This window comes from Spongiibacter sp. C9W (assembly GCF_057370015.1).
On sequence record NZ_CM170672.1, the window covers coordinates 2,267,116 to 2,281,243 of the forward strand.

At 56.6% G+C, this 14,128-nt stretch carries 15 protein-coding genes; 6 read left to right on the forward strand and 9 right to left on the reverse strand.

Translation table 11 applies throughout. The features are described 5' to 3' along the window. Nucleotides 1-173: 173 nt before the first annotated feature. Nucleotides 174-1,031, forward strand: coding sequence for a TIGR03619 family F420-dependent LLM class oxidoreductase (locus tag AC2Q8J_RS10825; RefSeq protein ID WP_204994955.1), 858 nt, complete (start codon nucleotides 174-176; stop codon nucleotides 1,029-1,031). Between the two features lie 61 nt (nucleotides 1,032-1,092). Further along, on the forward strand, nucleotides 1,093-1,308 hold the full coding sequence (locus AC2Q8J_RS10830) for a DUF3955 domain-containing protein (protein WP_486451256.1): 216 nt from the start codon (nucleotides 1,093-1,095) through the stop codon (nucleotides 1,306-1,308). A gap of 42 nt (nucleotides 1,309-1,350) precedes the next feature. Here AC2Q8J_RS10830 and AC2Q8J_RS10835 read toward each other — a convergent pair whose 3' ends face one another. Together AC2Q8J_RS10835 and AC2Q8J_RS10840 are read right to left on the reverse strand one after the other, a co-directional pair. Further along, nucleotides 1,351-2,601 carry an ABC transporter permease gene (locus AC2Q8J_RS10835; RefSeq protein WP_486451257.1) on the reverse strand — a complete coding sequence of 417 codons (1,251 nt, stop codon included), beginning with the start codon at nucleotides 2,599-2,601 and terminating at the stop codon, nucleotides 1,351-1,353. Next, on the reverse strand, nucleotides 2,601-3,263 hold the full coding sequence (locus AC2Q8J_RS10840) for an ABC transporter ATP-binding protein (protein ID WP_486451258.1): 663 nt from the start codon (nucleotides 3,261-3,263) through the stop codon (nucleotides 2,601-2,603). The genes AC2Q8J_RS10835 and AC2Q8J_RS10840 overlap by 1 nt, the downstream gene beginning before the upstream one ends. Before the next feature lie 129 nt (nucleotides 3,264-3,392). Between AC2Q8J_RS10840 and AC2Q8J_RS10845 the strand changes: the two genes are divergently transcribed. Then, complete coding sequence (locus tag AC2Q8J_RS10845) at nucleotides 3,393-3,965, forward strand: DUF3299 domain-containing protein (RefSeq protein WP_486451259.1); 573 nt, start codon at nucleotides 3,393-3,395, stop codon at nucleotides 3,963-3,965. On the opposite strand, the gene AC2Q8J_RS10850 is transcribed toward AC2Q8J_RS10845, so the two are convergent. The 5 genes from AC2Q8J_RS10850 to AC2Q8J_RS10870 are packed head-to-tail and all read right to left on the reverse strand — an operon-like array spanning nucleotide 3,953 to nucleotide 9,176. Then, on the reverse strand, nucleotides 3,953-4,987 hold the full coding sequence (locus AC2Q8J_RS10850) for a CobW family GTP-binding protein (protein ID WP_486451260.1): 1,035 nt from the start codon (nucleotides 4,985-4,987) through the stop codon (nucleotides 3,953-3,955). The two genes, AC2Q8J_RS10845 and AC2Q8J_RS10850, sit on opposite strands and share 13 nt — an antisense overlap. A 36-nt stretch (nucleotides 4,988-5,023) precedes the next feature. Beyond that, nucleotides 5,024-5,458, reverse strand: a complete 435-nt coding sequence (locus tag AC2Q8J_RS10855) for a MerC domain-containing protein (protein WP_486451261.1) — start codon at nucleotides 5,456-5,458, stop codon at nucleotides 5,024-5,026. A gap of 60 nt (nucleotides 5,459-5,518) precedes the next feature. After that, nucleotides 5,519-6,034 (reverse strand): ZrgA family zinc uptake protein, encoded by a 516-nt coding sequence (locus AC2Q8J_RS10860; RefSeq protein WP_486451262.1) that lies wholly within the window; start codon nucleotides 6,032-6,034, stop codon nucleotides 5,519-5,521. A 33-nt stretch (nucleotides 6,035-6,067) separates the two neighbouring features. Beyond that, complete coding sequence (locus AC2Q8J_RS10865; RefSeq protein WP_486451263.1) at nucleotides 6,068-8,479, reverse strand: TonB-dependent receptor; 2,412 nt, start codon at nucleotides 8,477-8,479, stop codon at nucleotides 6,068-6,070. 43 nt (nucleotides 8,480-8,522) lie between these two features. Further along, entirely contained in the window at nucleotides 8,523-9,176 is a 654-nt protein-coding gene (locus tag AC2Q8J_RS10870; RefSeq protein WP_424146015.1) for a DUF1826 domain-containing protein, read from the reverse strand. Between the two features lie 358 nt (nucleotides 9,177-9,534). On the opposite strand from AC2Q8J_RS10870, the gene AC2Q8J_RS10875 reads away from it, so the two are divergent. Genes AC2Q8J_RS10875 through AC2Q8J_RS10885 form a run of 3 tightly spaced genes read left to right on the forward strand, consistent with a single transcriptional unit; the run spans nucleotide 9,535 to nucleotide 12,977 of the window. Next, entirely contained in the window at nucleotides 9,535-12,132 is a 2,598-nt protein-coding gene (locus AC2Q8J_RS10875; protein ID WP_486451264.1) for an ankyrin repeat domain-containing protein, read from the forward strand. Beyond that, nucleotides 12,129-12,587: a hypothetical protein gene (locus AC2Q8J_RS10880; protein ID WP_486451265.1), complete on the forward strand. Its 459-nt coding sequence runs from the start codon at nucleotides 12,129-12,131 to the stop codon at nucleotides 12,585-12,587. The genes AC2Q8J_RS10875 and AC2Q8J_RS10880 overlap by 4 nt, the downstream gene beginning before the upstream one ends. Before the next feature lie 15 nt (nucleotides 12,588-12,602). Next, nucleotides 12,603-12,977 (forward strand): PaaI family thioesterase, encoded by a 375-nt coding sequence (locus tag AC2Q8J_RS10885; protein WP_486451266.1) that lies wholly within the window; start codon nucleotides 12,603-12,605, stop codon nucleotides 12,975-12,977. On the opposite strand, the gene AC2Q8J_RS10890 is transcribed toward AC2Q8J_RS10885, so the two are convergent. Together AC2Q8J_RS10890 and AC2Q8J_RS10895 are read right to left on the reverse strand one after the other, a co-directional pair. Further along, nucleotides 12,961-13,371, reverse strand: coding sequence for a hypothetical protein (locus tag AC2Q8J_RS10890; RefSeq protein ID WP_372879346.1), 411 nt, complete (start codon nucleotides 13,369-13,371; stop codon nucleotides 12,961-12,963). The two genes, AC2Q8J_RS10885 and AC2Q8J_RS10890, sit on opposite strands and share 17 nt — an antisense overlap. A 109-nt stretch (nucleotides 13,372-13,480) precedes the next feature. Beyond that, nucleotides 13,481-13,996: a winged helix DNA-binding protein gene (locus tag AC2Q8J_RS10895; protein ID WP_154653921.1), complete on the reverse strand. Its 516-nt coding sequence runs from the start codon at nucleotides 13,994-13,996 to the stop codon at nucleotides 13,481-13,483. Between the last annotated feature and the right edge of the window lie 132 nt (nucleotides 13,997-14,128).

Consider the following 14,128-nt stretch of genomic DNA (forward strand, 5'->3'; position numbering starts at 1 on the left):
CAGTTTAAAAATCTGCGCCCCGACCGTATTTAGGCGCTGCGCGGACGTTAAAGGTTTGACGGTCTTCACCATCGAAAATACAGTGCCGTAAGCAGATCAGGAATGGCCGCCTATAACCGAGTTCAATAGCCGAGCTCAATAATTGCTGCGCCAAATAATAATGGAGAATTGCGATGCAACTAGGCTTTACCTCAATGAACACCGTGCACGACCAACGCCCAGCGGAGCTGGCGCGCATTGTGGAAGATGCCGGCTTTGACTCACTTTGGTATGGCGAGCACAGTCATATTCCCATGTCGCGGAAAACGCCCTATCCGCCCGGTGGTGAGTTGCCCGAACCCTACAAAGAAATGATGGACCCCTATATTTCCTTAATGGAAGCCGCTTCAGCGACCACAACGCTAAAGCTGGGTACTGGCATCGCCTTGCTTATGGAGCGCGAATTGCTCTCCCAGGCCAAAACCATTGCTACCCTGGATAGGTTGTCGGGTGGCCGTGTGATTATTGGCACCGGGGTTGGTTGGAATGAAGAAGAATTTACCAATGCCACCTCACTGCCCTGGAAGAAACGCTACAGCGGCTTGCGCGAAACCGTTCAAGCGACACGTGCCTTGTTTCGCGACCCTGCGCCGGAATTTCACGGCGACATGATCGACTTCGATCCCGTGTGGTTTGAGCCCAAGCCCGTGCAGGCGGGCGGCCCAAAGTTTCTGTTCGGTGCGATGGGGCCGCTGGGCATTAAACACGCTGCCGAGTGGGCCGATGGCTGGATGCCGGTGGATGTGGTGATGCCCGATGTCGGTGAGGGTATTGCCCAATTTCGCCAAGCCGTGCGCGACAACGGTCGCGATCCCGACCAAATAGACATCACCATGGTGGCCATGGGCGAGCTTAGTGTCGACCTGCTCAAGCGTTATCGCGATATGGGCATCAGCCGCGTGAACATCGGTGTGGGCATGGAAAACTGGAACAAGCCGGAAATTGTTATGCCGATGATCAGCAAGTTCTCAAAGATCATTCCGCAGCTATAAACTCCAGGCGGAACGCCGCGGCTCGACGGGTGTCGTAATTCCAACACCAGAGAGAGCCGCCATGACCTTGTTCCGCCGACCCTGGTGTGGCCCCGTTATTTTATGGCTGGCCGCGCTGTTCTGTATGCTGGGTTTTCAGCAAATTGGTTCCTATGTGGATGAGCAGGGTGTTCTTCGCGAACCCTTTGGCCTGATTCCCCTCGGCTACCTGTTTGCCACTGCCGCACTGTGTTGGACGGTGTGCTTAGTAATCAGCGCGGTGCGGCGCCGCAATTGACGCCAAAACAAGCCAAGTAAATGATTCGGTATTGGCCGATTGCTAGCGGCACAGCTGCTGGTGCAGGGCGCGGCGATAGGCACTGATGCCGGGAATCAGCGCAATAACGACGGTGCTTAATAGTAGTAGCGCTAATACGATAGCGGCGGGTTTTGCCAGCAGCGCATAGTCGATAAACAAACTGAATTTCTCTGCCAGTTGCGGCGCGGCGAGCGCGGTAGTCGCCGTCAACGCGCCGCTCGCCAAAACAAAACCGCTCAGCGCAATCAGCGTGGCCTCGCCTTCAATTAATAGCAGTAAAAACCACGGCGGCGCGCCAATAGCGCGCATAACGGCAATTTCCTGCTGGCGCTCGCGAATGCTGGCAAGCAGCATCGCCGCCAGGCCAAGCAGCGCAGCAAAAAACACCAGTGCGGAAATCAGCCGCAGGGTATTTTCCATCACCGACATTAACTGCCAAAGCTGGCTGAGTGTTACCCCGGGCAAAATGGCCAGCAGTGGCTCCGCTTGAAAGCTATTAATTTGTCGCTGTAGCGAGAAGGTGGCCATTTTAGATTGCAGCCCCACCATAAAGGCGGTGATGCTCTCGGGGGTGAGGTCAACATGCTGGGGTGAGTGATGTGCATTCAGGTGGCGGGGCAGTTGAACACCGTTTTGCCAGCCCAGATGAATCGCTTCGATTCCTTCGAGGCTAACGGTCAGCGTTTGGTCTACGGGCGTGCCGGTGGCGTTAAGAATGCCCACCACGGTAAAGGGCTTGTCGCTGTGTTTGCTGAAACTGGTACGACCCAGGCCGTGGGCCAGAACAACCTTGTCGCCAAGCGTGTAACCCAATGTTTTAGCGACCTCACTGCCCAACACCAGGTCGAAGGTGTCGGCGAAGGCACTGCCTTTTGCAAAAGCCAGCGGCTGTTTTTGGCCGTAGCGAAAGTGCTGAAAATAGTCGCTGCTGGTACCCATGACCCGATAGCCTTTGTGCGAGTCACCCAGGGAGATGGGAATGGTCCAGGCCACTTCGGGCTTGTCGGCGATCTGCCGATAGCTTTCCCAGGAAATAGTATTGGTGGCGTTGCCAAGGTGAAACACCGAGTAAAGAAGAAGGTTGATGTCGCCGGTGCGCGCACCCACGATAAGGTCAATGCCGGAAACCGTATTGTAAAAGCTGTTTTTCGCTTGGCCGCGTACCAGCTCGACCCCTAGCAATACGAATACGCTAACGGCGATGGCCAACAGAGTGAGCAGGGCTGACCCTTTGCGATTCCACAAACTGGCGATGGCGAGGCGTACTAGCATTACAGTGCAACCTCGGCGCGGTTGATATCGAGCAGCGACTCCACGCGATCGAAGGGTTTGGCCAAACGCGGGTCGTGACTTACAAAAATCAGCGCGGTATTGCCCTCGCTCAACTGCTCCATTAATAGCCCCATAAACTTATCGGCATTTTTTTTATCCAGCGCCGAGGTGGGCTCGTCCACAATTAATAGCTCGGGCTGATTGATTAGCGCCCGCGCTATGGCAATGCGTTGTTGCTGACCAATACTCAGGCGGCCCGTGGCGCGGTGCTGGTCGGACTCCGCCAAACCCAATGCGGACAGCAACGCTTTGGCGCGGGCGGTGGTGTTTTTGTTGCCGGCGAAATGCCCGGCGAGCTTGATATTGTCTACCGCGCTAAGAAAGGGAATGAGATTAAACTGTTGAAAGACCACGCCGATATGTTTGGCGCGCAGCGTATCGCGTTGGCGGCCACTAAGCTGTGCGGTGTTGTTACCGAGTATCTCGATGCGGCCCTGGCTCGGCAATAATACCCCGGCGATCAGGTTTAGCAGGGTCGATTTGCCGGTACCGGAGGGGCCGTGCAGGAACACCTGCTCACCGCTGGCGAGCTGCCAGTGAGGAATATTAAGAATGGCGGCGTGATCGGCGCGGTAGTGAAAACGCAGATCGTCAATCGTCACGAGCAAGGCCTGACTCCGGTTCTGATCGTTTGGCAAACTATGATATAACATTTCTTTTGTGAGATATCTCGCCACATAGGCCTGCGGTTACGACGCACTGCGCGGCCGGGGCCGAGCTTCGGAGTTACTTTGATAAACACACTGATAAGGATGCTCGCGGCGGTAGTGCTGCTGCCTGGCTTGCTGGCGCCCAACGCCGCCCTGGCGAAGGACTACCGCACCATAGAGTGGACGGATCTCATGCCAGCGGACGATCTGGATGCACTGCTGAACCCGCCGGAGTACCTCAACGAGATTGAAGATGGCTCTGAGGAAGACCGGATTGCCAGCCAAGTGTATTCAGCAGTTAAGCAGGCGAATGATAGCGCCTATCAGCGCGCGCTTAGTTCGACGAGGGTCCGGCCTGAATTTGATGGTCAGTCACTGCGGGTGCCGGGGTTTATCGTACCACTTGAATTTGGCGCCACAGAAAAACACGTAACGCGCTTTTTCTTAGTCCCGTATTTTGGCGCCTGTATTCACGTACCGCCGCCCCCGCCGAATCAAATTATCTACGCCGAATACGACAAGGGCTTTGTGCTGGAGTCGCTTTACGATCCGTATTGGATCTCCGGCGTACTGACGACCAGCCTCACCGAAAACGACACCGCGACCTCCGCTTACTCGATAAAGGTCGAGAGGGTGGCGCCCTATACCGAGTAAAGCGTTGACGGGGCCTGTTCAATAACGCAGTTCAACAGCGCGGCTTCCATGCCCTCAAATACGGCTGGGTCGGCGCTAATGCATTCCACGCGGCTGTCCATACATTCATCAAGCGGCACCTCCGTTAGCACGCCGTCGGCTTTGTTGTAGGCAGTGATGCCTCGGTCAGTAATAAACACGCCTTTTAGGCGCTCCGCGTTAATACCCAGCAGCAGGTCATAAAGTTGCTGACTGTTGAAGGTCCACTCTGGCTTGAATATCCAGCCGCGACTAAAAAAGCCCTCGCCCTGATTGTCGATACTGAGATAGCCCGCCTCGGGTATTTCCGGATCGATAACCGCCGCTTCGGCTTCATGGTGGTGATGGTGATGAGGGAGCTGATGTTCGCGGGCCGGTTCTGCCAACCACTCAAGCGCTAATTGCCCGTGGCTCACTTGAAAGACCGACTTCGCGTCCAGCCCGATGTCTGCTTCAAGAAAGCTCAACAGGGCAGGAAAGGCCTCTGCCTGGTATTGGTCGGCCTTGTTGGCAACAATCACGTCGGCAATCGCTAATTGCTGTAAAAATGTCGGGTGCTGGGTGTAGCGTTCATCACTGACTTTGCGCGCATCTACCAGGGTAACGGTGGCGCGAAGATCGAGCAGGTCTTTATAGTGGTCGGCAGACAACACCGCCAACACCTCTTTAGGGTGGCCGAGGCCGGTGGGCTCGATAATGAGTCGATGGGGTCGAGAGCGGGACAGCAGTCGATTCATCGCGATCTGCATGGGCAGCCCCGCTGCACAACACATACAGCCGCCGGGTACTTCGCTGATGAATACACCGGAGTCCTCCGACTCGCGGCCGCCTAATACACTGCCGTCGATACCGATTTCACCAAATTCATTGACTAGTACCGCCCAGCGCTCATCGGCGGGTTTTTGCTGAAGCAAATGAAGAATGGCGGTGGACTTGCCCACGCCGAGAAAGCCAGTAATGACATTCGTGGGGATGGCGCTCAGTTTTTCTTTGCGGGAACTCATTACATACCTTTATGGCGGGTTATCGTCGCGCCGTCGCTACAAAGACCGACCGCAGCATTTTTTGAATTTACGTCCATTGCCGCAGGGGCAGTTCGGTTGCTGGCAGAGTCGATGATTTATCCAGTGCCCGACAGCTATAAGTGACGCGCCCAGAAGCGATGCCAGTTTTTCCCCGGTTTCGCCCAGTAGGTCGTGGCCCCACAGCGCGGTGAAAGAAAGAATCAACAAGCCGGGAATACCCCAGCGCAAGGTGCTGAAATTGTGATGCCGGCGGCAGCCAAGGCCAAGCGCCACCACACTGATCGGCAACACGGCGATAAGTAGCCATTGGTGGAAAGCTTCGCTGGCAAAACCGGAGGCAGCCAGCGTTGGTGCCATTACCAGTGCTACAGGTAATAACAGGCAATGTATGGCGCAAAATAAAGAAAGGCCAATGGCCGTTTTATCCAAGCTGACAGCGGGTGTCTTCACATGGTCTCCAAAATCACGGGTAGAGGTATTTCGTATTCCCTCGCCACATCGTAGGTGGGGTTACTTAAATATAATGTGTTGTTGGTTGTGGTTTATGTTGGCCGCTCCCTGACGATGATTCAGTACCCACTGAGCGTTCAGCGAATGTATGCTGGGAAAGACGCGTTGGATGCTGGTAGAAAGCGACCGCAATGTCTCGGCGCGCTTGCACTGATACACATAGCTTGCGACCACATCGTTGTGACGCTGATGGGCGCTGTCGTTTGACGAGCCCGCGATGTCGATCGACACCGTTGCGAGTTGGCAAGCCCCGCCTTCTAAGCGAAAAAGTGAACCGCTGTCAGACAGCTTTGCCCGCGCTTGCTCGGCGGCCTGCAAGTAGTCGGCGTGCTCTACCGGGTGTTCAAATCCCAAGATGTTCAGCGCTGGCGAGCGCAGCTCGATACTCAGCATTTCGCCATCTTGTAGTAGCTGAAGTTCCGCCACACCGTGAACGTGGGCATGGTGCTGAGCATGCAGCGGACTACCCGCTAGGGCGCAGACCACAATGGCGAGATACGCGGTGTATCTCGCCACGCGTGTTGCTAACCGGGAGCCCGCCGGCCTCACTTAGAAGCTACCCCGAACGCCGAGGCTAAAGCCGCGGCCTGGCAGTGGTGCGCGATCCTTCAGGAAGGAGGAGTGCACGCGCGCTTCTTCATCAGTCAGGTTGCTGCCCTTTACGTAGACAGTGACGTCGCCGGGGTATACCGCAAAGGTATAGGCGAGCTCCGCATCGATCATGGTGTAGGCGCCGGTAACGGTTTCCAGCTCAGCCACTTGGTCCTGTTCCAGATAACGTGTGGCGCTGATCTCTGCATCCCAGCCATTGCTGCTGTAAGCCAACTGGCTGCCGAGTCGCGCGGGCGGAATGCGGGGCAGGTCACCGCCGTCGTCGAGTTCACCCCAGGTGCGGTCCGCCCACAGGCTAAGTTTAAAGGGCGATGAGAGTTGCCATGCCAGCTGAGCTTCCATGCCGTACAGCGTGGCATCGGCCTGTTCAAATACGTAAAGGGGTAGCTCGCTGTGCGCGTGCTCTTCCTCTGCGCCGGCGTCGTGCTCGTCATGCTCATGGCCTTCAATATCTTCGCTGCTTAGGCCGGTATTGCGCTCGTAATAAAAGTTATCCACTTCGTTGTAGAACACATTCAGCACCCAGGCGACATTGCCGGTGTGTTTGCGAAGGCTTAGGTCAATGTTGTTTGAGGTTTCTTCTTCCACATCGTTTAGGTAGTGGAAGTGCGGATCGTCGCCTTCGTGTAAACGCAGCAGGGCGCCGACTTCAAAATTGCCGGTGGCTATGTGCGGGCCGTAGGAAAACAACTCCGCAGCACTCGGCGCGCGCTGGGCATGGGTAAGCGAGATACCGGCGTTGTAGTCAGGTGCGAAGTCCCACACTACGCCAGCGGAAACACTGTAGGGCGTGAAGTCGAGGTCGTCGAAGTGCAGTAACTCGTGGTCATGCTCTTCTTCTTCCATTGCCTCTTCGCCGTGGTGGTGGTGCTCCCATTCAATGGGGTCGGCTTCAATGCTGACTTTCTCGGCGCGTGCACCCAGTTGCCAGAGGAAATTGCCGACATGTTTTTCTTGCATCACCGCAATGGCAAAGCTCTCGGTGCGGCTCGGTGGCGTAAAGGCTTCCTCGCCAATCGCTTCGAAGTCAGTGCTTTTTGCTTCAAATGACAGCGCGCCTTTCCAGCCGGAAAATTCCTGCAGCAATAAATCAATGCGGGCTTGCAGCGTTTCATTTTTAAACACAGTGCCGGTTTCGCCGCCTTCAATTTCAGCGTGCTCGTAGTCGGTGTAACCAAGGCGAGTGTTAATACCGCTCAGTAGTGCGTTGTCCAGCGACAGTTCGCTGATCAACTGCCAGCGATCTTGTGTAAGGTCGGAGAGCACGCCTTCATCGTCGTGGTGCTCTTCGTCATGGTGCTCGTCTTCGTGCTCGCCATGACTGTGGCCGGGTACGCCATTCAGGCGCTCAAGGCGACCATAGGAAACACCCACGTAGCCGCTGTCCAGCAGTAAGCTACCGCCAATATTGAAGCCCTCGCTCTCTGAGGCGCTGTCTTCAAGTACACCTTCGCGGTGCTCCTCGTGACCTTCTTCCTCGTGCTCTTCTTCGGTTTCCAGAACAGCGATGCCGGGAATCTCGTAGTCGTTCCCTTCGCGCCAGAAGCCATCAACATGAAAGGCGAAGAACTCATTGCCGCCGGTAAAGGCCAGAGACGCTTCGTTTTCGTCGGCGACCGTATTGTGACCAAACGAGAATGCGCCAGTGGGCTCGCTGGACGAGGGCACGCGATCATCGACGATGTTGACGACACCGCCAATGGCGCCAGAGCCGTAAAACAGGGTGGCAGGGCCGCGCAGAATTTCAATTTGCTGGGCGGTCATCGCCTCGGTGGCAACAACGTGGTCCGGGCCAACCCGGGATGCATCGCTGACATCCAGGCTGTTTTGGGTGATCAACACCCGTGGGCCGTTCAGGCCGCGAATAATCGGGGTGCTGGATACCGGGCCGAAGTAGCTGGAGTGAACACCCACTTCGTTTTTCAGCGTTTCGCCGAGGGTGGATGCCTGCTTACGGCGAAGTTCTTCGCCGCTGACAACGGTAACCGGCTGAGCCGATTCCATTACCGAGATGTGCAGTGGCAAACCCACAACATCAACCTGCTCAATGGGTGAGCGACGCAGGGTGATGCTCAGCTTGTCGCTGCCGGCATCCAGGTGCAGTGTCTGGTGGCTAAAGCCAGGCGCGCTGATGTGAATCTCTTCAGGCAGTTCCGCGCCGGTATCGAGGTTGAAGCGACCATCGGCAGACGTGCTGGCGGTTTGTTTGCTACCCACTGCTTCAATGGTTGCCCCGTAGACGGGTTTACCCTGGGTATCGCTGACCTGGCCGGTCAACGCATGAGCGGCACTGGATAGCGCCAGCCCCGAAATGCCGATCAGGGCGCAGTGCCCCAAAACTACTTTCATTGTCCGCTCCTATTGGTATTGGGTTTTGCCTGTATGTTCAGGCTTATAAAAAGTCGAGAGTTAACAGTAATCGCTGTTGGCCCGGCGCGACGGCGGGTGAGCGGTGAACCAGGCCAGCACCCTCGTTCCCCTCCCAGTTTTCGCCTTTTAGCAGGGCCACATGGTGTGTTTGCAAGGTATTGATGTCGCTTGCCGCGGGATACAAACCGCTATCGGCATCGCTGAGGCCGCGGCTACCCGCGCCCAATTTGCTGCGGTCTACGCAGTGGTGCGGCAGCCATTGGGTGCCGGGGCCGCTGTAGCTGGTTACCAGCCGACAAGCCACGTTGTCGGTGTGGAACTTGGGGCACATCTTGCCGCTCAGGGGGGTGAGCCGCAGGCCGACGGCGTCCAGTTCAAATAGCAGGCTAAACATATCGGCCAGAAGCTGGATGTCGCTGCTTAGTGCTGGATACGCTGTTAATACTGGCTCGGCCTCGCTCAGTGTACTGAGCTGGCTTGTTGGCAAAGAGAGACTGCAGCCGCGAAAGCGGCCTTCTTTTAATAAGGCGTCGCACTCGGCGTTAAGCGCCGGGCTAACGGCGCGCTGCCAAACCGCCATATTGACGTCGGCCCGGTAGATATCGCCGAAGATTTCCGCGCTGTCACCGGCGACGGTGTACACCTCGGGCATCGATGTTTGCAGTGGGATAGCCATATTGTCGCGCCTCCGCGGTGGTCACGCCTATCAGCCTATTGCCGTCACCCGTTGTTTTCGCCGTGGTGTTCTGCGACGACGGACAAACAAAATGGGTTCTGCCAGTGAGTAATTGGGTAAAAATGATATGTTATAACATGTCTAAAGAAAAGAGGGAGGTGACATTTCTCAGATCGGGTATGGGTATTGCTTGCTTATGAGGGGAGTGGTCGGGTCTATCAATAGCGGCTGTGAACAGAGCCGAGGGGCCGCGAGTTGACCAAACGCTTGTTGGGCCGCCCTCTAAATTGGGGATTCATCTGCCGTTGAGCGCTGCTAAGATGATCTGCGCCGCTGAAAACTTTCTCTGGGAGCCGCCATGACTCGTATAAATACCTTGTTCTCCAAAGGCTTACTCGCCCTTTGCTGCGTACTGCTCTCTGCCTGTGCCAGCTTCTCGGACTACACCACCGCTGCAAACCAGGGCGATATGGCCTTTATCGACAGCTACCTTGCCGAGGGTGGCGCGGTCGATGAGCGCGATGGCATGGGCTACACCGCCCTGCACCGCGCTGCACAAAGCGGCCGATTGGCGGTCGTGACGCGTTTACTTGATGCCGGTGCGAACCCCAATGTGGAAATGGGAGAAAGCCAGGAAAATGCCCTGATTGCGGCCGCAGGTGCCAGTGCCAATAGTGCTGACATGGTGGCGGCTCTGCTGCGCAGTGGTGGCGACCCCAATCAGGCCAATGCATTTGGTAAAACGCCGCTGTGGGCCGCGGTGAGCATGAATAATGTCGAGGCCGCGCGCCAGCTGATGGATGCCGGTGCCGACCCCGACGTGCAGGTGACTGGCTATACCCCCCTGATGTTGGCCGCCCATAACAAGTACAGCGAATTGGTGCGCTTGCTGCTGGTGCGCGGCGCCGATGTTGAGGCCGTGAGCAATGGCGTTGTGGCCGGTTACAACGCGCTGTACTTCGGTGTTGAACGCCGCAACTGGAACCAAAAAAGTGGCTGGCAGAGTGCGACCCGCCTCGGCCCGGTGGCGGCCTCTCATCGCGGTGTAAACGGTGTTAATGAAGCCTTTTTGCACAGTGAGCAGCAAAAAGTCGTGGATATGTTGCTGGCTGCCGGTAGCGACCCCAATATCAGCGGCAAGTGGACGCCGCTGACACGAGCGGCACGTCAGGGCGCGGATGCAGGAGTTGTTGAGTCGCTGTTGCTGGCAGGTGCCGAGGCGGATAAGAAAACCCCCGACGATTACAGCGCCCTGTATCTCGCTGCGGGCTGGAACCGCGACGAGCAGGTCGGCCTGTTATTGGCGGCGGGTGCCGATGTGAACCTGGGCAATGACAACGAATTTGAGACCGCCTTATTCAACGCGGCAAATAACGGCCATGTTGGCCCGGTAAAACGCCTGCTGGCGGCTGGGGCAAATGTCGAGCTAGCCGATACGGAAGGCTTCACGCCGCTTTATTTGGCCAGCTATGAAGGCTATGCAGAAGTGGTTCGACTTCTGCTGGCGGCGGGTGCGAATACTGATACACGCAATGGCAAAGGCGACTGGAGCCCCCTGCAAACGGCAGCGGAAAAAGGCCATACCGACGTGGTTCGTGAGTTGGTGGCGGCCGGTGCCGATGTGAATCAACGAAGTAAGCGGGGTTCGACAGCGGTTTACTTTGCGGCGAAGTCCGGTAAGAAGGCCGCAGGCGATATTATCAAGATGCTGGTGGTGGCGGGCGCCGATGTTAACGCGCGCTGTGACGGCTATTACGCGTTGCATATTGCCGCTGACAACGGTTACTACGACACCGTAAAAACCCTGCTTTCCTTAGGTGCCAATCCCAACCTGCGCGACAAAGACAATGAGTCGGCGCTGGATATTGCTATGCGCCACGGTTACAAAAATACCACGGCCTATATTCAGCAGTACGGTGGCCAGACCAACTCCTATAAAAAGTCCAACAGCGGCGATATGTTCGGCAAAATCTTCGCCACGGTGGCGATTGGCGCCATTGCCGGCAGTGCCGATATTCCCATCGAAAACTCGCTGGATGTGATGGGAGCGGCCGTTGGCGATATTTGGGTAGACGACGGCAAGGGCACGCGCCTGGCGCAAATGCAGCAACAGGTTGCTCAGGGCACTTACCAAATTAAAGACCCTGCGCTGCGCCGTTTGGCAGAAACCCGCGTGCAACTTGAGCAGCAGAATCGCGAGATTCAACAGCAGGTTGCGGCCTATAACGCCGAACAAAAGCGTCGCCAGGAAGAACAGCGAGCGCAAATCGCAGTGAAGCAGGCCCAGTACGCCGAGCAAAAAGCGGCGTATGAACAACGCCAACGAGAAGCCGCAATAGCGCGCCAGGAAGCTGCCCGTGCGGCAGAGCAGGCACGCCGAGAAGCGGAGCAGCGCCGCCGAGAGCAACAAGCCCAACAGCAAGCCCAGCAACAGCAGGAGGCCGCGCAGGCACGCGAGCGTGAGGCCGCCAAGCGCGCGGCAGAAGCGGCGCGACCCAAACCGCGCTCGGGCAGTATTAACAGCGGCCGCATGAATACCGCAGAGAAGGCGAATTGTGATTGTGAGGGAACACTGACCAAGCAGAACTTCTCTGTTGGCGCGTGCCAAGTGGCCTCGTTGAAGGTGGCCTACGAGGTGAGCCACTTCTTTGGTGAGCCCTTGGTGAAAGGCGACTACAAATGGCAGAAGGGCGGCGCAGAAGATGACTGCCTGCCGAGCGACTTCACCCTATGGCTGAAAATCCAAAATGGCGATGCCTTTGGTTATGTGGAAATCGACCCTGCGATCCCTCGCGCGGGCCAGGTGTCTTTTTCTGGCACCGCCAGCAGCCCCGACTGGGACAGCTTCATCTGCGGTTACCAGGGCGGAACACGCACGGCGTGCTTCGACGCGGAAACCGCGAAAACCCTCTACAAGCAGGGCCGAGTGGTTGGCTTTGAGGTCTCCCACCAATGATCGTCCCCTATGAACCCCGCGACTGCCAGTATCTGGATACATGGCAGCTTGGGGATTGGCGCATGAAGGCCTACGGCATTCGCTATGGCGACGCGCCAATCCAGCCGCAGTTGTTGCGCGCAGCAAAACAACTAACTGCAGATAGGCTGGCAGAGAGCGCCGATGTTAGTGCTCACTATCACGTGGGTTATGTCGGCGTTCATCAGGGTAAAACGGCGCACTTTATCTTCGTTGATTGGTGGGCCGATGAAAACGAGCTTCACCACCATGTGTACGTGGCACCGCTGGAAGACCCAACGGCCTTTCGCTATACCACGCCCTCGGGTTTAATCGCCTGTGTGTGGGATATGAAACTGATGGCCTTTGAGCGCGACGCCTGGGTGGAAACGGTATTGGCAAACCCGGCGGGCAGCGTTGAGGACTACCTGGCTCGACACATGAACGGGCCGCTTTAACGGGAGCACGCGGTAATGGAACACCCCTTTGCAGAACATATCGGCTTGCAGGTGCTGGAGCAGCGCGACGGATACAGCGAATGTGAACTGACCCTGGACCCGGCCCGTCACATGAACCCCCATCAGGTGGTGCACGGCGCCGTGTTGTATGCGCTGGCCGACACCGGCATGGGGGCCGCGGTATATCCCGGTTTGGCGGCAGACGAGTACTGCGCCACGGTCGAGATCAAAATCAATTATTTTCGGCCTGCTATCTCTGGCACCGTGCGCTGTGTAACGGAAATGGTTAATCGTGGGCGTAGCCTTGCTAACCTTGAGTCGCGACTTTACTTCGGCGATAAGCTATTGGCGCAGGCCAACGGCAACTTCGCCATTATTCCCCGCCGCTGAAATTCCCCGCGCGCCCAGGGTGAACGGCCCACAGCAACCGGGCCACCAGCGTAGACAGTACCAGGCCCAGAGAGCTTAGCAGCCACACCAACACTGCGATATCGCGAATCGCGTGTTGGGAGAGGGTCGCCTGCACATTTATCGCAAAGGTCACGGCCGCGATGGGCGCCAGCGCGGCGGCGATGGCGACGGTGGTATAGGGTTTGTGGAATAAAGAACGGCTGCGGAAGTAGGGTTTGATGGCCACCGCGAGCACCAGGCCGATCAAGCTGAGCAATACGCCGCATACCCAGGGCGTGATCGCGAGTAGGGAGTCAGAGGGCATCCACAAACAGGCTGCTGCGCCGAGAAGGCCCCACGCGGGCAGCAGTGTGCGGCAGGCAATGGTGAACACGATCTCTCCAAGCGTTGGCGGCTAAACAACGTTATACGGCGTATCGCGTTGGAGAGATTTTTCGCCGCAAACCGGCAGGCTGGAGCCATTCAATGAGAGTAAGTGGGCCCTAGGTTCTTACCTTGGAGAACTCTTCATCCATTCGCATAAACATATACACGCCCATGCGGTTCTCGTCATCGTTGAAGTTGTCGGTGATATTGCGAATCACCTCGCAGGCACTGGCGATCATATCCTCGCAGTGCTGCTTGCCCGCCGGGGTCATGGTAATCAGCTTTTCGCGTCCTGAATTGGGGTCTTCGGTTAGCTCGATGTACTCCAAAGGGGCTTTCGCGAGTGCGCGAAGGGCCTTGGAGACACTGCTGCTGGTAATGTCATACCAGTTGGTCATCAGCCGCACAATTTCCTTGCGATTAATCGACGGCTTACCGCTGCGCTGCATCTCTGAGCGCAGAATCCACATAATCACGGTTTGGTGTCTATCCAGCTGGCCACAGCTCATCAGGCCGGCTTCTATTCGCATGCCTATAGAGAAGTGAATCGGATAGAAATAATCCAAAAACATCCTCGGTGCATTGCTGCTGTTGGCCGGCACATCTTCAAATTTTTGCCATTCCTTGTCCAAGCTGACCTCCAACCTGCTGATTTATAAGGGCATTCTCTTCCTGGAAACAATTTATGTCAAGAATAATAAGCAATAGAAATATTGTTAAACAATTAATAGTGTCGAGTTGACACTATTTCCAAAAGAAAATAA

Bases quoted from the DNA above. Each gene is read 5' to 3' on its own strand.
- AC2Q8J_RS10825 (WP_204994955.1), top strand. From the start codon at position 174: ATGCAACTAGGCTTTACCTCAATGAACACCGTGCACGACCAACGCCCA.
- AC2Q8J_RS10830 (WP_486451256.1), top strand. From the start codon at position 1,093: ATGACCTTGTTCCGCCGACCCTGGTGTGGCCCCGTTATTTTATGGCTG.
- AC2Q8J_RS10835 (WP_486451257.1), bottom strand. From the start codon at position 2,601: ATGCTAGTACGCCTCGCCATCGCCAGTTTGTGGAATCGCAAAGGGTCA.
- AC2Q8J_RS10850 (WP_486451260.1), bottom strand. From the start codon at position 4,987: ATGAGTTCCCGCAAAGAAAAACTGAGCGCCATCCCCACGAATGTCATT.
- AC2Q8J_RS10865 (WP_486451263.1), bottom strand. From the start codon at position 8,479: ATGAAAGTAGTTTTGGGGCACTGCGCCCTGATCGGCATTTCGGGGCTG.
- AC2Q8J_RS10870 (WP_424146015.1), bottom strand. From the start codon at position 9,176: ATGGCTATCCCACTGCAAACATCGATGCCCGAGGTGTACACCGTCGCC.
- AC2Q8J_RS10875 (WP_486451264.1), top strand. From the start codon at position 9,535: ATGACTCGTATAAATACCTTGTTCTCCAAAGGCTTACTCGCCCTTTGC.
- AC2Q8J_RS10880 (WP_486451265.1), top strand. From the start codon at position 12,129: ATGATCGTCCCCTATGAACCCCGCGACTGCCAGTATCTGGATACATGG.
- AC2Q8J_RS10885 (WP_486451266.1), top strand. From the start codon at position 12,603: ATGGAACACCCCTTTGCAGAACATATCGGCTTGCAGGTGCTGGAGCAG.